The sequence below is a fragment of the Streptomyces sp. NPDC050619 genome (genome assembly GCF_040654815.1).
Lineage (GTDB): Bacteria > Actinomycetota > Actinomycetes > Streptomycetales > Streptomycetaceae > Streptomyces.
Genome location: NZ_JBFAIR010000002.1, coordinates 182,589 through 198,973, shown reverse-complemented (window position 1 = coordinate 198,973; position 16,385 = coordinate 182,589). Strand labels below are relative to the sequence as shown.

The following is a 16,385-nucleotide window of genomic DNA, read 5'->3' as shown; positions in this document are numbered from 1 at the left end:
GCTTCAGCTCGATGCCGCTCGAAGCCCGGCCGGTTACTCTTCGTTCCCGCTCGGCGGCTTCAGCACCTGGCCGACCGTGGTCTCCTCCTGCAGTCCGAGACGGCTGTGGGAGCGGCCGTAGAGGAAGTACACGAAGAAGCCGATCGCCATCCAGATGGCGAAGCGGAGCCAGGTCTCGGTGGGCAGGTTCAGCATCAGCCAGAGCGAGGCGGCCACCGACAGGATCGGGACGAAGGGCACCCAGGGGGTGCGGAAGGCCCGGTGCAGGTCGGGGCGGCTCTTGCGGAGGATGAGTACGCCGAAGGCGACGACGATGAAGGCGAACAGCGTGCCGATGTTCACCAGCTCGGCGAGTTCGCTCAGGCTGGTGAAGCCGGCGACGATCGCGATGATCCCGCCGAGCAGGATGGTCGGGCGGTGCGGGGTCTTGAACCGCGGGTGGACGCGGGAGAAGAAGCGCGGCAGCAGTCCGTCGCGGCTCATCGCGAAGAAGACCCGGGTCTGGCCGAGCAGCAGGATCATGCAGACGGTCGTCAGGCCGACGGCCGCGCCGAAGCTGATGAAGCCCGCGTACCAGGGGTGTCCGGTGGCCTTGAAGGCGTCGGCGAGCGGGGCGTCCACCGAGAGCTGGGTGTAGTGCTGCATGCCGGTGACGACGATCGACACCGCCACGTACAGCGCGGTGCAGATGAACAGCGACCCCAGGATGCCGCGGGGCATGTCCCGCTGCGGGTTCCTGGTCTCCTCGGCGGCCGTGGCCACGACGTCGAAGCCGATGAAGGCGAAGAAGACGACGGAGGCGGCGGTGAAGATGCCCATCACACCGAAGTTGCCGGGAGCCCAGCCGAACATCAGCTGGATCAGGGGGGATTGGAGATCGTCACCGGCCGGCACCGGCTTGGAGTCCGGGATGAACGGGTCGTAGTTGTCGCCCTTGACGAAGAAGGCCCCGGCGATGATCACGACCAGGACGACGGTCACCTTGATGGCGACCACGAGCGAGGTGATCCGCGCGGAGAGCTTCATGCCGAGGACGAGGATCCCGGTGAGCACCAGGACGAGGGCGGCGGCGAGGATGTCGAAGCCGAAGCCGTCGGCTCCCTCTCTCCCGCTGAGCGCCTCCGGCAGATGCCACCCCGCGTTGTCCATCAGCGAGGCGATGTAGCCGGACCAGCCGACGGCGACCACCGCCGTACCGAGCGCGAACTCCAGCACCAGGTCCCAGCCGATGATCCAGGCGGGCAGTTCACCGAGTGAGGCGTACGAGAAGGTGTACGCGGAGCCCGCCACCGGGACGGTCGAGGCGAACTCGGCGTAGCAGAGCGCGGCGAGCGCGCAGACGACTCCGGACACGACGAAGGCCAGGGCCACGGAGGGGCCCGCGTTGTTCTTGGCCACCGTGCCGGTGAGGACGAAGATGCCGGTGCCGATGATGACACCGACGCCGAAGACGGTCAGGTCCAGAGCGGACAGGGATTTCTTCAGCGCGTGCTCGGGTTCCTCGGTATCGAGGATGGACTGCTCGACCTTCTTCGTCCGGAAGAGGGTGCTGCTCACGGGGGTACCTCCCACGCTCGGCGTCCTCGACATGATCGAGAGGGGGCGTAGTGCGTATGCCCCGGCGCGGGCGGATTCACGCGAATGGGCCGATCCTGCCACCGTGAAGAGTGGCAGGACCGGCCCATTCGGGTGTCGTCAGTCGCGCGCGGACTCCACCGAGTCGACCTCGGCCGCCGTGCTGCCGTACTTGCCGTCCAGCTTGGAGACCAGTCCGGTGACCTGGCGGGCGATGTCGGGGGCGGTGAGGCCGATCTCGGTCATGACCTCGGCGCGGGAGGCGTGGTCGAGGAAGCGCGGCGGGATGCCGAAGTCGCGCAGCGGTACGTCGACGCCCGCGTCCCGCAGGGCCTGTGCGATCGCCGATCCGACGCCGCCGACACGGGAGTTGTCCTCGACGGTGACGACCACGCGGTGCCGCTCGGCGAGCGGGGCCATGCTCTCGTCGACGGGCTTGACCCACCGCGGGTCGACGACGGTGGTGGTGATGCCCTGCTTGTCGAGGAGCGTCGCGATCTCCAGGCACATGGGAGCCAGGGCGCCCACCGACACCAGCAGCACGTCCGGGGTGTCAGTGCCCGGCTCGCGCAGTACGTCCATGCCGCCGACGCGGCCCACGGCGGCCACGGCGGGGCCGACCGCGCCCTTCGAGAAGCGGACCACGGTCGGCGCGTCGTCGACCTCCACGGCCTCGCGCAGCTGGGCGCGGACCTGGTCGGCATCGCGCGGGGCGGCCAGCCGCAGCCCGGGAACGACCTGAAGGATCGACATGTCCCACATGCCGTTGTGGGAGGCGCCGTCGGTGCCGGTGATGCCGGCCCGGTCCAGTACGAAGGTCACACCGCACTTGTGGAGGGCGACGTCCATCAGGACCTGGTCGAAGGCACGATTGAGGAATGTTGCGTACACCGCGAAGACAGGATGCACACCGCCCGTGGCGAGGCCCGCCGCGGAGACCGCGCCGTGCTGCTCGGCGATGCCGACGTCGTAGATGCGGTCCGGGAAGGCGTCCGCGAACTTCTTCAGCCCGACCGGCTGGAGCATCGCGGCGGTGATCGCGACGATGTCCTCGCGTTCCTTGCCGAGTTTGACCATCTCCTCGCCGAAGACGGAGGTCCAGTCGGCGCCCGAGGCCTTGACCGGCAGGCCCGTGTCGGGGTGGATGGGGCCGATGCCGTGGAAGCGGTCCGCCTCGTCCTGGAGGGCGGGCTGGTAGCCGCGGCCCTTCTCGGTGAGGCAGTGCACGATGACCGGCCCGCCGAAGCGCTTGGCGCGGATCAGCGCCGACTCCAGGGCCTCGATGTCGTGCCCGTCGATCGGCCCGACGTACTTGAGCCCCAGGTCCTCGAACATGCCCTGCGGCGCGATGAAGTCCTTGAGCCCCTTCTTGGCCCCGTGCAGGGTCTCGTACAGCGGCCTGCCGACGACCGGCGTCCGCTCCAGCACTTCCTTCGTCCGGGCGAGGAAACGCTCGTAGCCGTCGGTGGTCCGCAGCGTCGCCAGATGGTTGGCGAGACCGCCGATGGTCGGGGCGTACGACCGCTCGTTGTCGTTGACGACGATGACCAGCGGACGGTCCTTGGCGTCGGCGATGTTGTTGAGCGCCTCCCAGGCCATCCCGCCGGTCAGGGCGCCGTCACCGATGACGGCGACCACGTGGTCGTCGCGTTCGAGGATCTGGTTGGCCTTCGCGATGCCGTCGGCCCAACCCAGCACCGTGGACGCGTGGCTGTTCTCGATGACGTCGTGCTCGGACTCGGCCTGCGAGGGGTAGCCGGACAGGCCGCCCTTCATCTTCAGCCGGGAGAAGTCCTGACGGCCGGTGAGCAGCTTGTGCACGTAGGACTGGTGGCCGGTGTCCCACAGCACCTTGTCCCTGGGCGATTCGAAGACGCGGTGCAGGGCGATGGTGAGCTCGACCACACCGAGGTTGGGGCCGAGGTGGCCGCCGGTCTTGGACACGGCGTCGACGAGGAAGGTCCGGATCTCCTCTGCCAGCTGGTCCAGCTGCTCCAGGCTGAGCCGGTCCAGATCACGCGGTCCCCTGATGCGGGTCAGCAGCGGCACCCGTGCCTCCTTGCAGTAGAGCTGATCGAGCTGTCGCGGGCTTGTCGAGTCTAATGTTCCGCCTCCGCGACCAGCGCCCGGGCGATGCGTCGTATCTCACGCGTCGCCTGTACCCAACTTGCACCGTTCCTACGACATGACTGTTGCCCGGCATCATTTCGATGCCGGGCAACTGGAGTGCCCCTTCAGGGGCGCGGGGAACTGCGCGACCAGCCACAACGGACCAGCACTCGCACGCGAACCCGCACCCCTACGGCGAAACAGCGCTAAGCCCGCCCCGCAGCCTTCTGACTCCGACGCGAAACAGAGTCAATAACGACCGCACCCAACAGCACAGCCCCAGTGATCATGTACTGAATCGACGTGTTCATGTTCAACAGATCCAGACCCGTCTGAATCGACTGAATCACCAACATGCCCAACAACGCCGACCACACAGACCCCCGCCCACCGAACAGACTCGTACCGCCAATAACGGCCGCAGCAATCGCCAGCATCAGCGTGTTACCACCACCGGACGTCAACGACGCACTCTGCGTCTGCCCCGCGAAGAACATCCCGCCGATCGCCGCGAACCCACCCGCGATGGCGAACACGATGATCCGCACCAGCGTCACGTTGATACCCGCACGCCGCGCCGCCTCGACCCCGCCGCCGACCGCGAACACCTTGCGGCCGAACGGCGTCCGCCGCAGCACGAAGTCCACGATGACCAGGCAGGCGAGGAAGATCACCAGCGCGTTGGACACACCGGCGGCGGAGTTCAGGACGTACGCGGCGACGAACGCGGCCACGGCGAGCGCGCCGACGCGCAGCGCGATCTCGCCGGTGGTGCGGAACGGCACCCCGGCGGTCTTGCGGCGGCGCTGCTCGATGAGCGAGCCGGCGAGCAGCGAGGCGACACCGAGGGCGGCCAGCAGGTAGGCGCCGATGATGGCCTGGTCCATGAAGAAGGAACGCTGCCCGAGGAGGTGCACCGGGCCGGTGTCCGGGATGTTGATGGTGCCGGACGAGCCGAGCAGCCACAGCATCAGGCCGTTCCAGCCGAGGAAGCCGGCCAGCGTCACGACGAAGGCCGGTACGCCGATCCTGGCGAAGAACCAGCCGTGCAGCGTGCCGATACCGATGCCGACCAGCACGGTCAGCACCAGGCCGAGCCAGGCGTTCATGTCGTGGTTGACCACGAACACGGCGAACAAGGTGGACGCGAGGCCGCTGACGGAGGCGACGGACAGATCGATCTCGCCGAGCAGCAGCACGAACACCAGGCCGATGGCGAGCATGCCGGTGGCCGACAGGTAGAAGCTGATGTTGGACAGGTTCTCGGCGCTGAGGAACCGGTCGTTCTGCACCTGGAAGATGGTCCAGATGACGATCAGGCCGACGACGACCGGCAGGGAGCCGAGCTCGCCGCCCTTCAACTTCCGCTTGAACTCGGTCCAGTAGCCCTTCAGGCCCTCTTCGCGGATCAGCAGCCGCGGGTCGACGATGGTGACGGCCGCGGCGGTGGGGTCGTCGGCCGGGGCGACGGTGTCCTGGGACACCGGCTCCGGATCCGGCTTCACGGTCTTGGACGTGTCACTCACTTTGCCGCCTCCGTGGTGCTACGCCCCGCACGACGGGTCACGGCGTTGTCCGTGGCACCGGTGATCGCGGCGATGATCTCTTCGTGGGTGGTGTCCTTCACCGGGAAGGATCCGTTGTTCCTGCCCAGGCGCAGCACGGCGACGGTGTCCGCGACCGCCTTCACATCGGCCATGTTGTGGCTGATGAGGATGACGCCGAGGTCGCGCTCGCGCAGCCGCTCGACCAGGTCGAGGACCTGCGCGGTCTGCTCGACGCCGAGGGCGGCGGTGGGCTCGTCGAGGATGACGACCTTGGGCTCACCGATCAGGGCGCGCGCGATGGCGACGACCTGGCGCTGGCCACCGGAGAGGCTCGCGATCGGGATGCGCACGCTCGGGATGCGGATGGAGAGGGTGGCCAGCAGCTCGCGGGCGTTCTTCTCCATCGTCACCTCGTCGATGACGCCGCGGCGCAGCAGTTCCCGGCCGAGGTAGAGGTTGCCGACGACATCGAGGTTGTCGCACAGCGCGAGGTCCTGGTAGACGGTCGCGACGCCGAGTCCCTGGGCGTCGTGCGGCCTGTCGATGCTGACCGGCCTGCCCTCCCACTCGATGACGCCCTCATCGATGGGGTGCACACCCGCGATCGTCTTGACCAGGGTGGACTTTCCTGCGCCGTTGTCGCCGACCAGGGCGACCACTTCTCCGGCGTGAACCTCCAGCTCGACTTCGGTGAGGGCCTGCACCGCACCGAATCGCTTGGAGATTCCGCGCAACGCCAACACGGGCGTAGCGGACACGTGAACCATCTCCTTCGCCGCCTGACCGGCGGGGATGCCGCGCTTGGGGTAAGGCGCGGAGAGTTGTGCTCGAAGCACCGGTTTACAAGAGGAACATGCGCGCCGCCGATGCCCGTCGGCAACGGATGCGTGCGTCAGGTCGTCTGTCCGGTGCCCGCCCCACAGCGGGGTTTGGTGGTGGGGCGGGCACCGGACAGGCTCTGCGGCCTGCCACCGGGGGCGGCGACTACTCCAGGCCGGCGGACTTGCACGCGGCGGCGTAGGGCGCGGTGCAGATGTCGGCCACGGTGTAGAGCTTGTCCTTGATCACCGTGTCCTTGATGTTGTCCTTGGTGAGCGTGACCGGGGTCAGCAGCTGCGAGGGCACCTTGTTGCCGGAACCGCTGGTCTGCGTCGTGGTGGCCAGGGACTTGATGTCCTTGTCCTCGATCAGGTTGACGGACAGCTGGGCGGCCGCTTCGGCCTCCGGCTTGTACGCCTTGTAGATGGTGCTGGACTGCGTGCCGGCGAGGATCCGCTGGATGCTGGTGAGCTCCGCGTCCTGACCGGTCAGCGGGACGCTGCTGATGCCGGCGCCCTTGAGGACGGTGGCGATGCCGCCGGCCATGGCGTCATTGGCGGAGTAGACGCCCGCGATGTTCTTCGCGCCGATCTGCGTGATGGCGGCGGACATCTTCTGCGCGGCGACCGTGTCGATCCAGTCGCCGGCCTGCTCGTAGGCGATGTCGACCTTGCCGTCGAGGACGCTGTGGGCACCCTTCTTGAACAGGGCGGCGTTCGGGTCCGAGGCCAGACCGTTGATCATGACGACCTTGGCCTTCGGAGTGGCCTTGTCGCCCATCGAGTCGAGCAGGGACTGGCCCTGAAGCTGGCCGACCTTCTCGTTGTCGAAGGACACGTACGCGGAGACGGGGCCCTGGGCGAGGCGGTCGTAGGCGATGACCTTGATGCCCTTGTCGACAGCGGCCTGGATCGAGGACTTGATGGCGGCGGAGTCCACGGCGCTGATCGCGATGACGTTGACACCCTTGGTGATCATGCTGCTGACCTGCTGGGCCTGCGTCGCCGCGCTGCCGGCCGCGTTGGCGTACTCCAGCTTGCACTCGGCACACAGGGCCTTGACCTTGGTATCGAAGTACGGCTTGTCGAACTTGGCGTACCGAGTGGTGACACTGTCGGGCAGGAGCAGGCCGATGGTCTTGGCATCCGAGCCGCCGCTGTCCGAGTCGTCGTCACCGGCCTTGCCACAAGCCGCCGCCGAGACGGCGAGAGCCGAGATAACAACGGCAACGGCGGCACGACGCACACGCGTATTCACTTCAGAAACCTCCCTGACGAGGCCGCGACATTGCGACCGAGGTGGCTGGAAGTCAACTCGGCCATACGTGCGACGTCAAGAAGTAAATCCTTAACGGGTTGGCAACGGTGCCATCCGTTCTCTAAGTGAAGGCAGGTGTCGCCGCATGCAGCGTGCCGTCCAAAAGGGTTGAATCACCCATTTCACTGAGTGCGAGAGCGAGTGCTCCAAGCACCTCCGCACGGCCACCAAGGGCCCCCGGAAGAACAGACAGTTGACGCGCCGCACTGGGGATCGCATAGCGGCCGACCGACTCCCTGATCGGCCCGAGCACCAGTTCACCGGCCTCGGCGAGATCACCGCCCAGGACCACTCGGCTCGGGTTCAGCAGATTGCAGAGGTTGGCGACTCCACTGCCGATATGGCGGCCGACGTCGGCGATCACCCGACGGCAGCCAGGGTCTCCGTCCCGCGCCATTCGCACGACGCCTTCCATCGTCAGGTCGGTGCCGTGACTGGACTGGAGCAGCGGGAGCACATAGCGCGCGGCCGTGAAGGTCTCCAGGCAGCCCCGGTTTCCGCAGCGGCAGACGGGGCCGGACTCATCGAGTGTAATATGTCCGATTTCTCCCGCAGTGCCCCCGGGGCCACGGTAAATCCTTCCGTTGATCACCAGGCCGGCGCCGACACCGCTGGCGACCTTGATGTACGCCAGGTCGCGCACCCCCCGGCCACTGCCCCAGACCAGCTCGCCGAGGGCGCCGAGGTTGGCGTCGTTGTCCACGTGCACGGGCACACCGAGCCGCCCCCGCAGCTCCTCGGCGGGCCTGGTGCCGGTCCAGCCGGGCAGGATGGCGGTCGAGCCCAGGGTGCCGGACTCGACATCGATGGGACCGGGGACGCCGACCCCGACACCCGCGACCTTGGAACGGTCGATCCCGGTTGCCGCGATCAGCCGATTGACCAGCTGTTCCGCCCGGTCGAAGCCCTGTGTCGAGGAGGCGTCCACATCCAGCGGCTCGGACTCCTCGGCCAGCACCTGGTGGGCCAGATTCCCGACTGCGACGCGCAAATGCGTGTGCCCGAAGTCCACTCCTATGACGATGCCGGCATCCCCGCTCAGGGAGACGCTGCGGGCCCGGCGCCCGCCCGCCGAAGTCGGCGTGACCTCGACGGTTCCACCGTCCTTGAGCTCGCGCACGATATTGGAGACGGTGGCCGCGGACAGGCCCGTCGTCCTGGCGATCTCCGCCTGCGTGAGCGACCCGGCCAGCCGCACGGCTCGTACGACCCGCTCCAGGTTGGCTCGGTGCAGTGACGACTGCGATCCCGGAGTCTCCACGACGACCTCCTGCGCGGGGACCGCTTCAACGAGGCCCCGTCTATGTCCAACTAGTGAACTCTAAGCTGAGCCGTTCGGGCCGCCTCCCGTCAAGAGGTTGAACCCCATCTGCGTTCATGTACACAAACACGGACGCCGCTCCCGGGGAGCCGGGAGCGGCGTATACGCGCGGTGTCCGGGCCGCTACTTCAGCGCCCCCGCGGTCAGTCCCTGCACCACCTGCCGCTGGAAGATGATGTACGCCGCGAGCACCGGCAGCATCGCCATCACCAGGCCCGCGAACAGGCCCGACCAGTCGCCCTTGTACCCCTGGCTGACCGCGAGCTGCACCAGGCCCTGGGTGAGGACGCGCTTGTCCGGGTCGGTGTTGAGCACGGTCGGCAGCATGTACTGGTTCCACTGCCCGAGGAAGTTGAAGATCCCCACGCTGATCAGGCCGGGCTTGGCCATCGGCAGCATGATCTGGAAGAACGTCCGCGAGTGCGAGGCCCCGTCCACGAACGCCGCCTCCGCCACCGAGGTCGGCAGCGTGCGGAAGAACGCGGTCAGGAAGAACACCGTGAACGGGAGCGAGTAGGCGATGTAGACCAGGATCAGCCCGTGGATCGTGTTCAGCAGGCCCATGTTGTTCACGACGTAGAACAGCGGGACCAGCGCGAGCATGATCGGGAAGCTCATGCCGCCGATGAACAGGTAGTAGATGAACCGGTTGCCCGGGAAGTCGAAGCGGGCCAGCACGTACGCGGCCATCGAGCCGAGCACCAGCGTGCCGATGAGCGAACCCCCCACCACCAGAAGGGTGTTCAGGAAGTAGTCGCTCATGTTGGCCTCGGTCCAGGCCCGCGACCAGTTGTCGAAGTGCAGCTTGTCCGGCAGCGACCAGGGCGAGCCGAAGATGGAGCTGTCGTCCTTGAAGGACGTCATCACCGCCCACACCAGCGGCATCACGACCATGATCGCCCAGAGGATCAGGATCCCGTGCGAGAAGGCGTTGAGGACGGCGCCTTCCTTCTTCTCCTTCGGGGCGGGGCCGGCCGGGCCGTCGGTCTTGGCGACGGGAGCACCGGGCTCGGCCGGTACGGGGGCGTGGGTGTCGGTCGTCTTCATCTGCTCAGTACTCCAGCCGCTCGCGCCGGCCCAGCCGCATCACGAGGGCGGCGAAGGCCAGCGTGACGACGAGCAGGGCGACGCCGATGGTGGTGGCATAGGCGGCCTGCCCGTCGCGGAAGGCCTTCTGGTACACGTACAGGACCAGGACGGTGGTCGAGTAGTCGGGGCCGCCGGGTCCGGTCGTCATGATCTGTACGACCGCGAACGACTCGGCGCCGAGGGCGAGGATGCCCATGTAGACCCAGCCGGACTGCACGGTGTCCCACAGCAGCGGCAGGGTGATCCGGAAGAAGGTCGTGGCGCGCCCCGCGCCGTCGAGGAGCGCGGCCTCGTACATGTCCACCGGGATGGACGCCATGCCGGCGGAGAAGAGGACCACGAAGAAGCCGACCGTGGACCACACCAGCACCGCCATCACGGCCCACAGGGCGAGGTCCGGGTCGCCGAGCCACAGTGGCTGGAGGTTGTCCAGCCCGACCGCACGCAGGAGCGAGTTGATCGCGCCACTGTCCGGGTTGTAAGCGAAAGCGAACAACAGCGCGACGATGGCGATGGACAGCACCTGCGGGAAGAAATAGACGATCTTGTAGAAGGAAGAGCCCCGGACACCTGAAATGACCGGGCCGCCCTTCCTCCTCCGTCCGCCCACATTGATCATGAAGGCGAAGAACAACGCCAGACTGATCGTCACGAGCGGCAGCACGAGCGCGAAAATCAAGCTGTGCTGCAAGGACTTCCAGAAGATCTCGTCGTCCAGCATCCTCCGGTAATTGTCCAGGCCGACCATCTTGAATTCGGGGCTCAGACCGGTCCAGTCCGTGAACGAGTAGTAGATGGACTGGATGAACGGCCATACCACGAAGAGCGCGTACAGTCCCAGGGGCAGTGCCAGAAACCCCACGATGAACCGGTACTTGCCGTGCTGCATCGCTACTCCGGTCCGTTTACTGGTGCTTGTAGTGCTTGATGGACGTGTCCTTGGCGGTCGCGTCGGCGAAAGCCTGGATCTTCTTGATCGCCTCGGCCGGGGTGAGGCGACCGGCCATCATCTCGCCGAGGCCGGACACACCGATCTGCTCCTTCTGGAGCTGCACGTACCAGTCCTGCATGCGCGGATTCACCACGTTGCTCCCGGCCTTCTCCAGGGCCGCGACGCCGGACTTGAGACCGGGGGTGAGGGTGATGCCCTCGGTGCCGCCGTTGTACGCGGTCAGCGACTTCACCTTGCTCGTGAAGTTCTTCGAGGACGCCTCGCTGAGCATGATGCGCAGCTGCTCCATGCCGCCCGTGCCGTTCTTCGCCTTGGCCGGGACGATGAAGGGCTCGCCGCCCGAGGCCCAGATCGTGCCGAAGGGCAGCTTGTCGGAGGAGTCGATGCCGGTGGGCGCGGAGACGGCGAGGTCGAAGTCCTTCGGGATGACGTTCGCCGACTCGTTCTCCACCCAGGAGCCGTTCGGGATGAACAGCGCCTTGCCCTTGGCCCAGGCGGTCTGCGACTGGATGTGGTCCAGACCAGGGGTGCCCTTGAGGACGTAACCCTTCTTGTAGAGCTCGTAGTAGGCCTCGAAACAAGCCTTGACCGCCGGGTTCTTCCAGGCGTTCGGCTCCAGGTTGTCGATCGCGTCGAGCACCTCGACGCCGCCGACCTTGCCGATCATCGGGTACAGCGAGAAGGGGAGGTAGTACGGGTACTTGCCCGCGTACGTCCAGCCCGCCATGCCCTTCTTCTTGGCCTTCTCGCAGACGGCGAGCATCTCGTCCCACGTCTCGGGGTACGTGGCGTCGAGCGAGTCCAGGGCCTTCTGCGAGTACCAGACGCCGTACACCGTGTAGGCGTAGTACATGATCCAGACCGGGTCGCCCTCGAGCTGGCCCATCTCCACGATGCCGGGGCGCAGCGTGTCGCGGACCTTCTTGTTCGGGTCGTCGTAGGACGGGGCGTCGAGGAGCGGGGTGAGGTCGGTGAGCTGCTTCTTGCCGGCCAGGACGCCCATGTCCATCTGCTCGGCGCCGGAGTTGTCGATGAGGTCCGGCGGGGTGCCCTGGTTGAAGCGGGGCTGGAGCGTGGACTGGATCTTCTGGGTGGCCGAGAACTTCACCTTGACCTTGGGGAAGTCCTTCTCGTAGAGCTTCACGGCGTCCTCGGCGTACTCCTTGCCGAAGCCGCCGTCGAACAGGACGAATTCCATCCCGGCGGTGTCATTGACGCCAAGTGGGTTCTTCGCGGTCTTCTCGCCCGCTTTGGCCTTTTCTCCGCTGTCGTCTCCGCCACTGCTGGCGCACGCGGACAGGAAGCTCATGGTCGGTACGGAGATCAGGCCCAGCGCGGCGGACCGCTTGATCAGATCGCGGCGGCCGACGCCGCCCGTACTGCTGTTCTCGGCGGAAGTGGATCCCATGCTCAAGTCCTCGCCTTCTCCAGGACTCAGGCGGTGAACCGGATCCTTCCCGGCACCGCGGTCAGGTCAAGCAGGGTCGTGCAGGAAGTGCGGATCAGTTGTGGATCAGTCGCAGATCGGTGGCAGATCAGTCGTGGATCAGTCTGGATCACGAAGTGGATCGCGAAGGACTGATCGTGTGAAGTGTCGACAGGTATAGTCCACTTCCTGCCAGCGGAGCAAGATCGAAAGCAGGGTTGGCCAACGGTCTTTTCCGAGTTGAGACCTGGCGGAAATATGAGCGACCTGTGTGCCACTTGCCGGATAAATTCGCGACATAGGCCCCGAATGCCGCAGTCAACACCCTTGACATCACTGCCCACTTGGGCCCCTATTGACCTTGCGCAGAGAAGTTGACAACGTTGTCCGGCGTGCAGGGAGGGTGCTCGCGTATGCGGCAGCACAGAGTTCGGCACAGACGGGGTTCGGCGGTCGTGGTCGGGACGGCCGCCTTCGCTTTGGCGGTGGGCGCGCCGGGGACCGCGGTCGCCCTTCCGGAGGCCCCGGCCGTGGACCGGGGGTTCGCCTCTTCCTTCGAGGCGGGCGACCCGGCACCCGACTGGCTCAACACCGTCGACACCGCACCGGACGGCGGCAAGCGCGCCTCGGGCGTCGACGGCGGCTACAGCAGCGGCATCCCGGGCAATGTGACCGACCAGGTCACGGACGTCCGCGCGAGTGGCGAGAACACCGGCGGCGGCGAGGTGAAGGAGAACCTCGTCGACGGCGAACCGAGCACCAAGTGGCTCACCTTCGCGTCGACCGGCTGGGCCGAGTTCGACCTGGACAAGCCCGTGAAGGCGGTCAGGTACGCGTTGACCTCCGCGAACGACGTCGCCGGGCGCGACCCGAAGGACTGGGCCCTGAAGGGCTCCGCGGACGGCAAGGACTGGAAGACCCTCGACACCCGCTCCGGCGAGTCCTTCTCCGAGCGCTTACAGACGAAGACGTACGACATCCCGGAGCCGGCCGCCGCCGAGTACCGGCACTTCCGGCTCGACATCACCGCGAACAACGGCGCCGACGGCATCCTCCAGCTCGCCGACGTGCAGTTCTCCACGGGCGGCGAGGAAGGCCCGGTCCCGCAGGACATGCTCTCGCTGGTCGACCGCGGCCCGAGCGGTTCGCCCACCGCGAAGGCGGGTGCGGGATTCACCGGAAAGCGTGCCCTGCGTTACGCCGGCCGGCATACGGCCGACGGGCGGGCGTACTCGTACAACAAGATCTTCGACGTGGACGTGGCGGTCGGCCGGGACACCCGGCTGGCGTACCGGATCTTCCCGTCGATGGCGGACGGCGACCTGGACTACGACGCCACGAACGTCTCCGTCGACCTGGCCTTCACCGACGGCAGCCACCTGAGCGGCCTCGGGGCCACCGACCAGCACGGCTTCGCGCTCTCGCCGCGGGGCCAGGGCGCCGCCAAGGTGCTCTATGTGAACCAGTGGAACAACGTCACCTCCCGGATCGGGTCGGTAGCGGCCGGGAAGACGGTCGACCGGATCCTGGTCGCCTACGACTCCCCCAGGGGGCCGGCGAAGTTCCGCGGCTGGCTGGACGACGTGACCATCGAGCGGGCCGCGCCCGAGAAGCCGAAGGCCCGTCTGTCCGACTACGCGCTCACCACCCGCGGCACCCACTCCAGCGGCGGTTTCTCCCGCGGCAACAACTTCCCGGCGACGGCGGTCCCGCACGGCTTCAACTTCTGGACGCCCGTGACCAACGCGGGCTCGCTGAGCTGGCTGTACGACTACGCCCGCGCGAACAACGCGGACAACCTGCCCACCATCCAGGCCTTCAGCGCGAGCCACGAGCCCAGCCCCTGGATGGGCGACCGGCAGACCTTCCAGGTGATGCCGTCCGCCGCCTCCGGCACCCCGGACACCGGCCGCGAGGCCCGGGAGCTGGCCTTCCGGCACGAGAACGAGACCGCGCGGCCGTACTACTACGGGGTGCGGTTCGAGAACGGCCTGAAGGCGGAGATGGCACCGACGGACCACGCGGCGGCGCTCCGCTTCACTTATCCCGGCGACGAAGCGAGCGTGCTGTTCGACAACGTGACCGACCAGGCCGGGCTGACGCTCGACAAGGAGAACGGGATCATCACCGGCTACTCGGACGTGAAATCCGGGCTGTCGACGGGTGCCACCCGGCTGTTCGTGTACGGCGTGTTCGACAAGCCCGTGACCGAGGGCGACTCCAGCGGGGTCAAGGGCCGTCTGCGCTTCGACGCCGGCGACGACCGGACGGTCACCCTGCGGCTCGCCACGTCGTTGATCAGCCTCGACCAGGCGAAGGACAACCTGCGCCAGGAGATCCCCGACGGCACCTCCTTCGACACGGTCAAGTCGCGCGCCCAGGCACAGTGGGACCGGATCCTCGGCAAGGTCGAGGTCGAGGGCGCGACGCCGGACCAGCTGACGACGCTGTACTCCAGCCTGTACCGGCTGTACCTGTATCCCAACTCCGGCTTCGAGAAGGTCGGTTCGAAGTACCAGTACGCGTCTCCGTTCTCACCGATGCCCGGCCCCGACACCCCGACGCACACCGGCGCGAAGATCGTGGACGGCAAGGTGTACGTCAACAACGGCTTCTGGGACACCTATCGGACGACCTGGCCGGCGTACTCCCTCCTGACGCCGAGTCAGGCAGGCGAGATGGTCGACGGTTTCGTGCAGCAGTACAAGGACGGCGGCTGGACCTCGCGCTGGTCCTCACCCGGGTACGCGGACCTGATGACCGGCACCTCCTCGGACGTCGCGTTCGCGGACGCGTACGTCAAGGGCGTCGACTTCGACGCGAGGTCGGCGTACGACGCGGCCCTGAAGAACGCCACGGCCGTGCCGCCCTCGTCGGGCGTCGGCCGCAAGGGGATGGCGACCTCGCCCTTCCTCGGCTACACGAGCACCGACACGCACGAGGGCCTCTCGTGGGCGTTGGAGGGCTACCTCAACGACTACGGCATCGCGCGGATGGGCCGGGCGCTGTACAAGAAAACCGGCGAGAAGCGCTACAAGGAGGAGTCGGAGTACTTCCTCGACCGGGCCCAGGACTATGTGAACCTCTTCGACTCCGAGGCCGGTTTCTTCCAGGGCCGGGACGCCGCCGGGAACTGGCGTGTCGACTCGTCGACGTACGACCCGCGCGTGTGGGGCTACGACTACACCGAGACCAACGGCTGGGGCTACGCCTTCACCGCCCCGCAGGACAGCCGGGGCCTGGCCAACCTGTACGGCGGCCGGAGCGGTCTCGCACAGAAGCTCGACACGTACTTCGCCACCCCGGAGACGGCCTCGCCGGACTTCGTCGGCTCCTACGGCGGTGTCATCCACGAGATGACGGAGGCGCGGGACGTCCGGATGGGCATGTACGGGCATTCCAACCAGGTGGCCCACCACGTCAACTACATGTACGACGCGGCCGGGCAGCCGTGGAAGACCCAGCGGAACGTCCGTGAGGTGCTCTCGCGGCTGTACACCGGCAGCGAGATCGGCCAGGGCTACCACGGCGACGAGGACAACGGCGAGCAGTCGGCCTGGTACCTCTTCTCCGCGCTGGGCTTCTACCCGCTGGTGATGGGCAGCGGCGAATACGCCGTCGGCTCCCCGCTGTTCACCGAGGCGACGGTCCATCTGGAGAACGGCCGGGACCTGGTGGTGAAGGCGCCGAAGAACAGCGCGAAGAACGTGTATGTGCAGGGCCTGAAGCTCAACGGGCGTACGTGGACGTCGACTTCACTCCCCCACTCGCTGCTCGCTCGCGGTGGCGTCCTGGAGTTCGACATGGGGCCGAGGCCCTCGTCGTGGGGCACGGGCAAGCACGCGGCTCCCGTGTCGATAACCCAGGACGACAGGGTGCCGACGCCACGGGCGGACGTGCTGAAGGGTGCGGGCGCCCTGTTCGACAACACGTCGGCGACGGAGGCCACCGTATCCACGGTCGAGCTACCGGTGACCGGGGGCACGAAGGCGGTCCAGTACACCCTGACGTCCTCCGCGGATCGTACGAAGGCGCCCACCGGCTGGACACTCCAGGGCTCGGCCGACGGAACCTCGTGGCGGACCCTGGACGAGCGCTCCGGGGAAGCCTTCGCCTGGGACCGGCAGACCCGCGCGTTCTCGGTGGGGTCGCCGGGTACGTACGTGAAGTACCGCCTGGTGTTCGACGGCGAGGCGGTCGTGTCGGAGGTCGAACTGCTCGCCTGACCAA

Annotated in this window: 10 protein-coding genes; 1 reads left to right on the top strand and 9 read right to left on the bottom strand. The window is 67.2% G+C overall.

From position 1 onward, the window contains the following. Nucleotides 1-33 precede the first annotated feature (33 nt). The 9 genes from AB0I77_RS03975 to ngcE form a co-directional block, all read right to left on the bottom strand. On the bottom strand, nucleotides 34-1,557 hold the full coding sequence (locus tag AB0I77_RS03975) for an amino acid permease (RefSeq protein ID WP_363280735.1): 1,524 nt from the start codon (nucleotides 1,555-1,557) through the stop codon (nucleotides 34-36). A gap of 138 nt (nucleotides 1,558-1,695) precedes the next feature. Beyond that, on the bottom strand, nucleotides 1,696-3,624 hold the full coding sequence (gene dxs, locus AB0I77_RS03970) for a 1-deoxy-D-xylulose-5-phosphate synthase (protein ID WP_363280734.1): 1,929 nt from the start codon (nucleotides 3,622-3,624) through the stop codon (nucleotides 1,696-1,698). 266 nt (nucleotides 3,625-3,890) lie between these two features. Further along, on the bottom strand, nucleotides 3,891-5,210 hold the full coding sequence (locus AB0I77_RS03965) for a sugar ABC transporter permease (RefSeq protein WP_363280733.1): 1,320 nt from the start codon (nucleotides 5,208-5,210) through the stop codon (nucleotides 3,891-3,893). After that, nucleotides 5,207-5,998 carry an ATP-binding cassette domain-containing protein gene (locus AB0I77_RS03960; protein ID WP_363281135.1) on the bottom strand — a complete coding sequence of 264 codons (792 nt, stop codon included), beginning with the start codon at nucleotides 5,996-5,998 and terminating at the stop codon, nucleotides 5,207-5,209. The genes AB0I77_RS03965 and AB0I77_RS03960 overlap by 4 nt, the downstream gene beginning before the upstream one ends. A gap of 217 nt (nucleotides 5,999-6,215) precedes the next feature. Further along, entirely contained in the window at nucleotides 6,216-7,307 is a 1,092-nt protein-coding gene (locus AB0I77_RS03955; protein ID WP_363280732.1) for a substrate-binding domain-containing protein, read from the bottom strand. A gap of 121 nt (nucleotides 7,308-7,428) precedes the next feature. Beyond that, entirely contained in the window at nucleotides 7,429-8,628 is a 1,200-nt protein-coding gene (locus AB0I77_RS03950; RefSeq protein WP_363280731.1) for an ROK family transcriptional regulator, read from the bottom strand. A 183-nt stretch (nucleotides 8,629-8,811) separates the two neighbouring features. Then, entirely contained in the window at nucleotides 8,812-9,735 is a 924-nt protein-coding gene (locus AB0I77_RS03945) for a carbohydrate ABC transporter permease (RefSeq protein WP_363280730.1), read from the bottom strand. A gap of 4 nt (nucleotides 9,736-9,739) precedes the next feature. Continuing rightward, nucleotides 9,740-10,666, bottom strand: coding sequence for a sugar ABC transporter permease (locus AB0I77_RS03940; protein ID WP_363280729.1), 927 nt, complete (start codon nucleotides 10,664-10,666; stop codon nucleotides 9,740-9,742). A 16-nt stretch (nucleotides 10,667-10,682) separates the two neighbouring features. Continuing rightward, nucleotides 10,683-12,137: an N-acetylglucosamine/diacetylchitobiose ABC transporter substrate-binding protein gene (gene ngcE / locus AB0I77_RS03935; protein WP_363280728.1), complete on the bottom strand. Its 1,455-nt coding sequence runs from the start codon at nucleotides 12,135-12,137 to the stop codon at nucleotides 10,683-10,685. Between the two features lie 431 nt (nucleotides 12,138-12,568). On the opposite strand from ngcE, the gene AB0I77_RS03930 reads away from it, so the two are divergent. Continuing rightward, the gene (locus tag AB0I77_RS03930; protein WP_363280727.1) at nucleotides 12,569-16,381 is read left to right on the top strand and encodes a GH92 family glycosyl hydrolase; all 3,813 of its coding nucleotides are present in this window, start codon (nucleotides 12,569-12,571) and stop codon (nucleotides 16,379-16,381) included. Nucleotides 16,382-16,385: the final 4 nt, after the last annotated feature.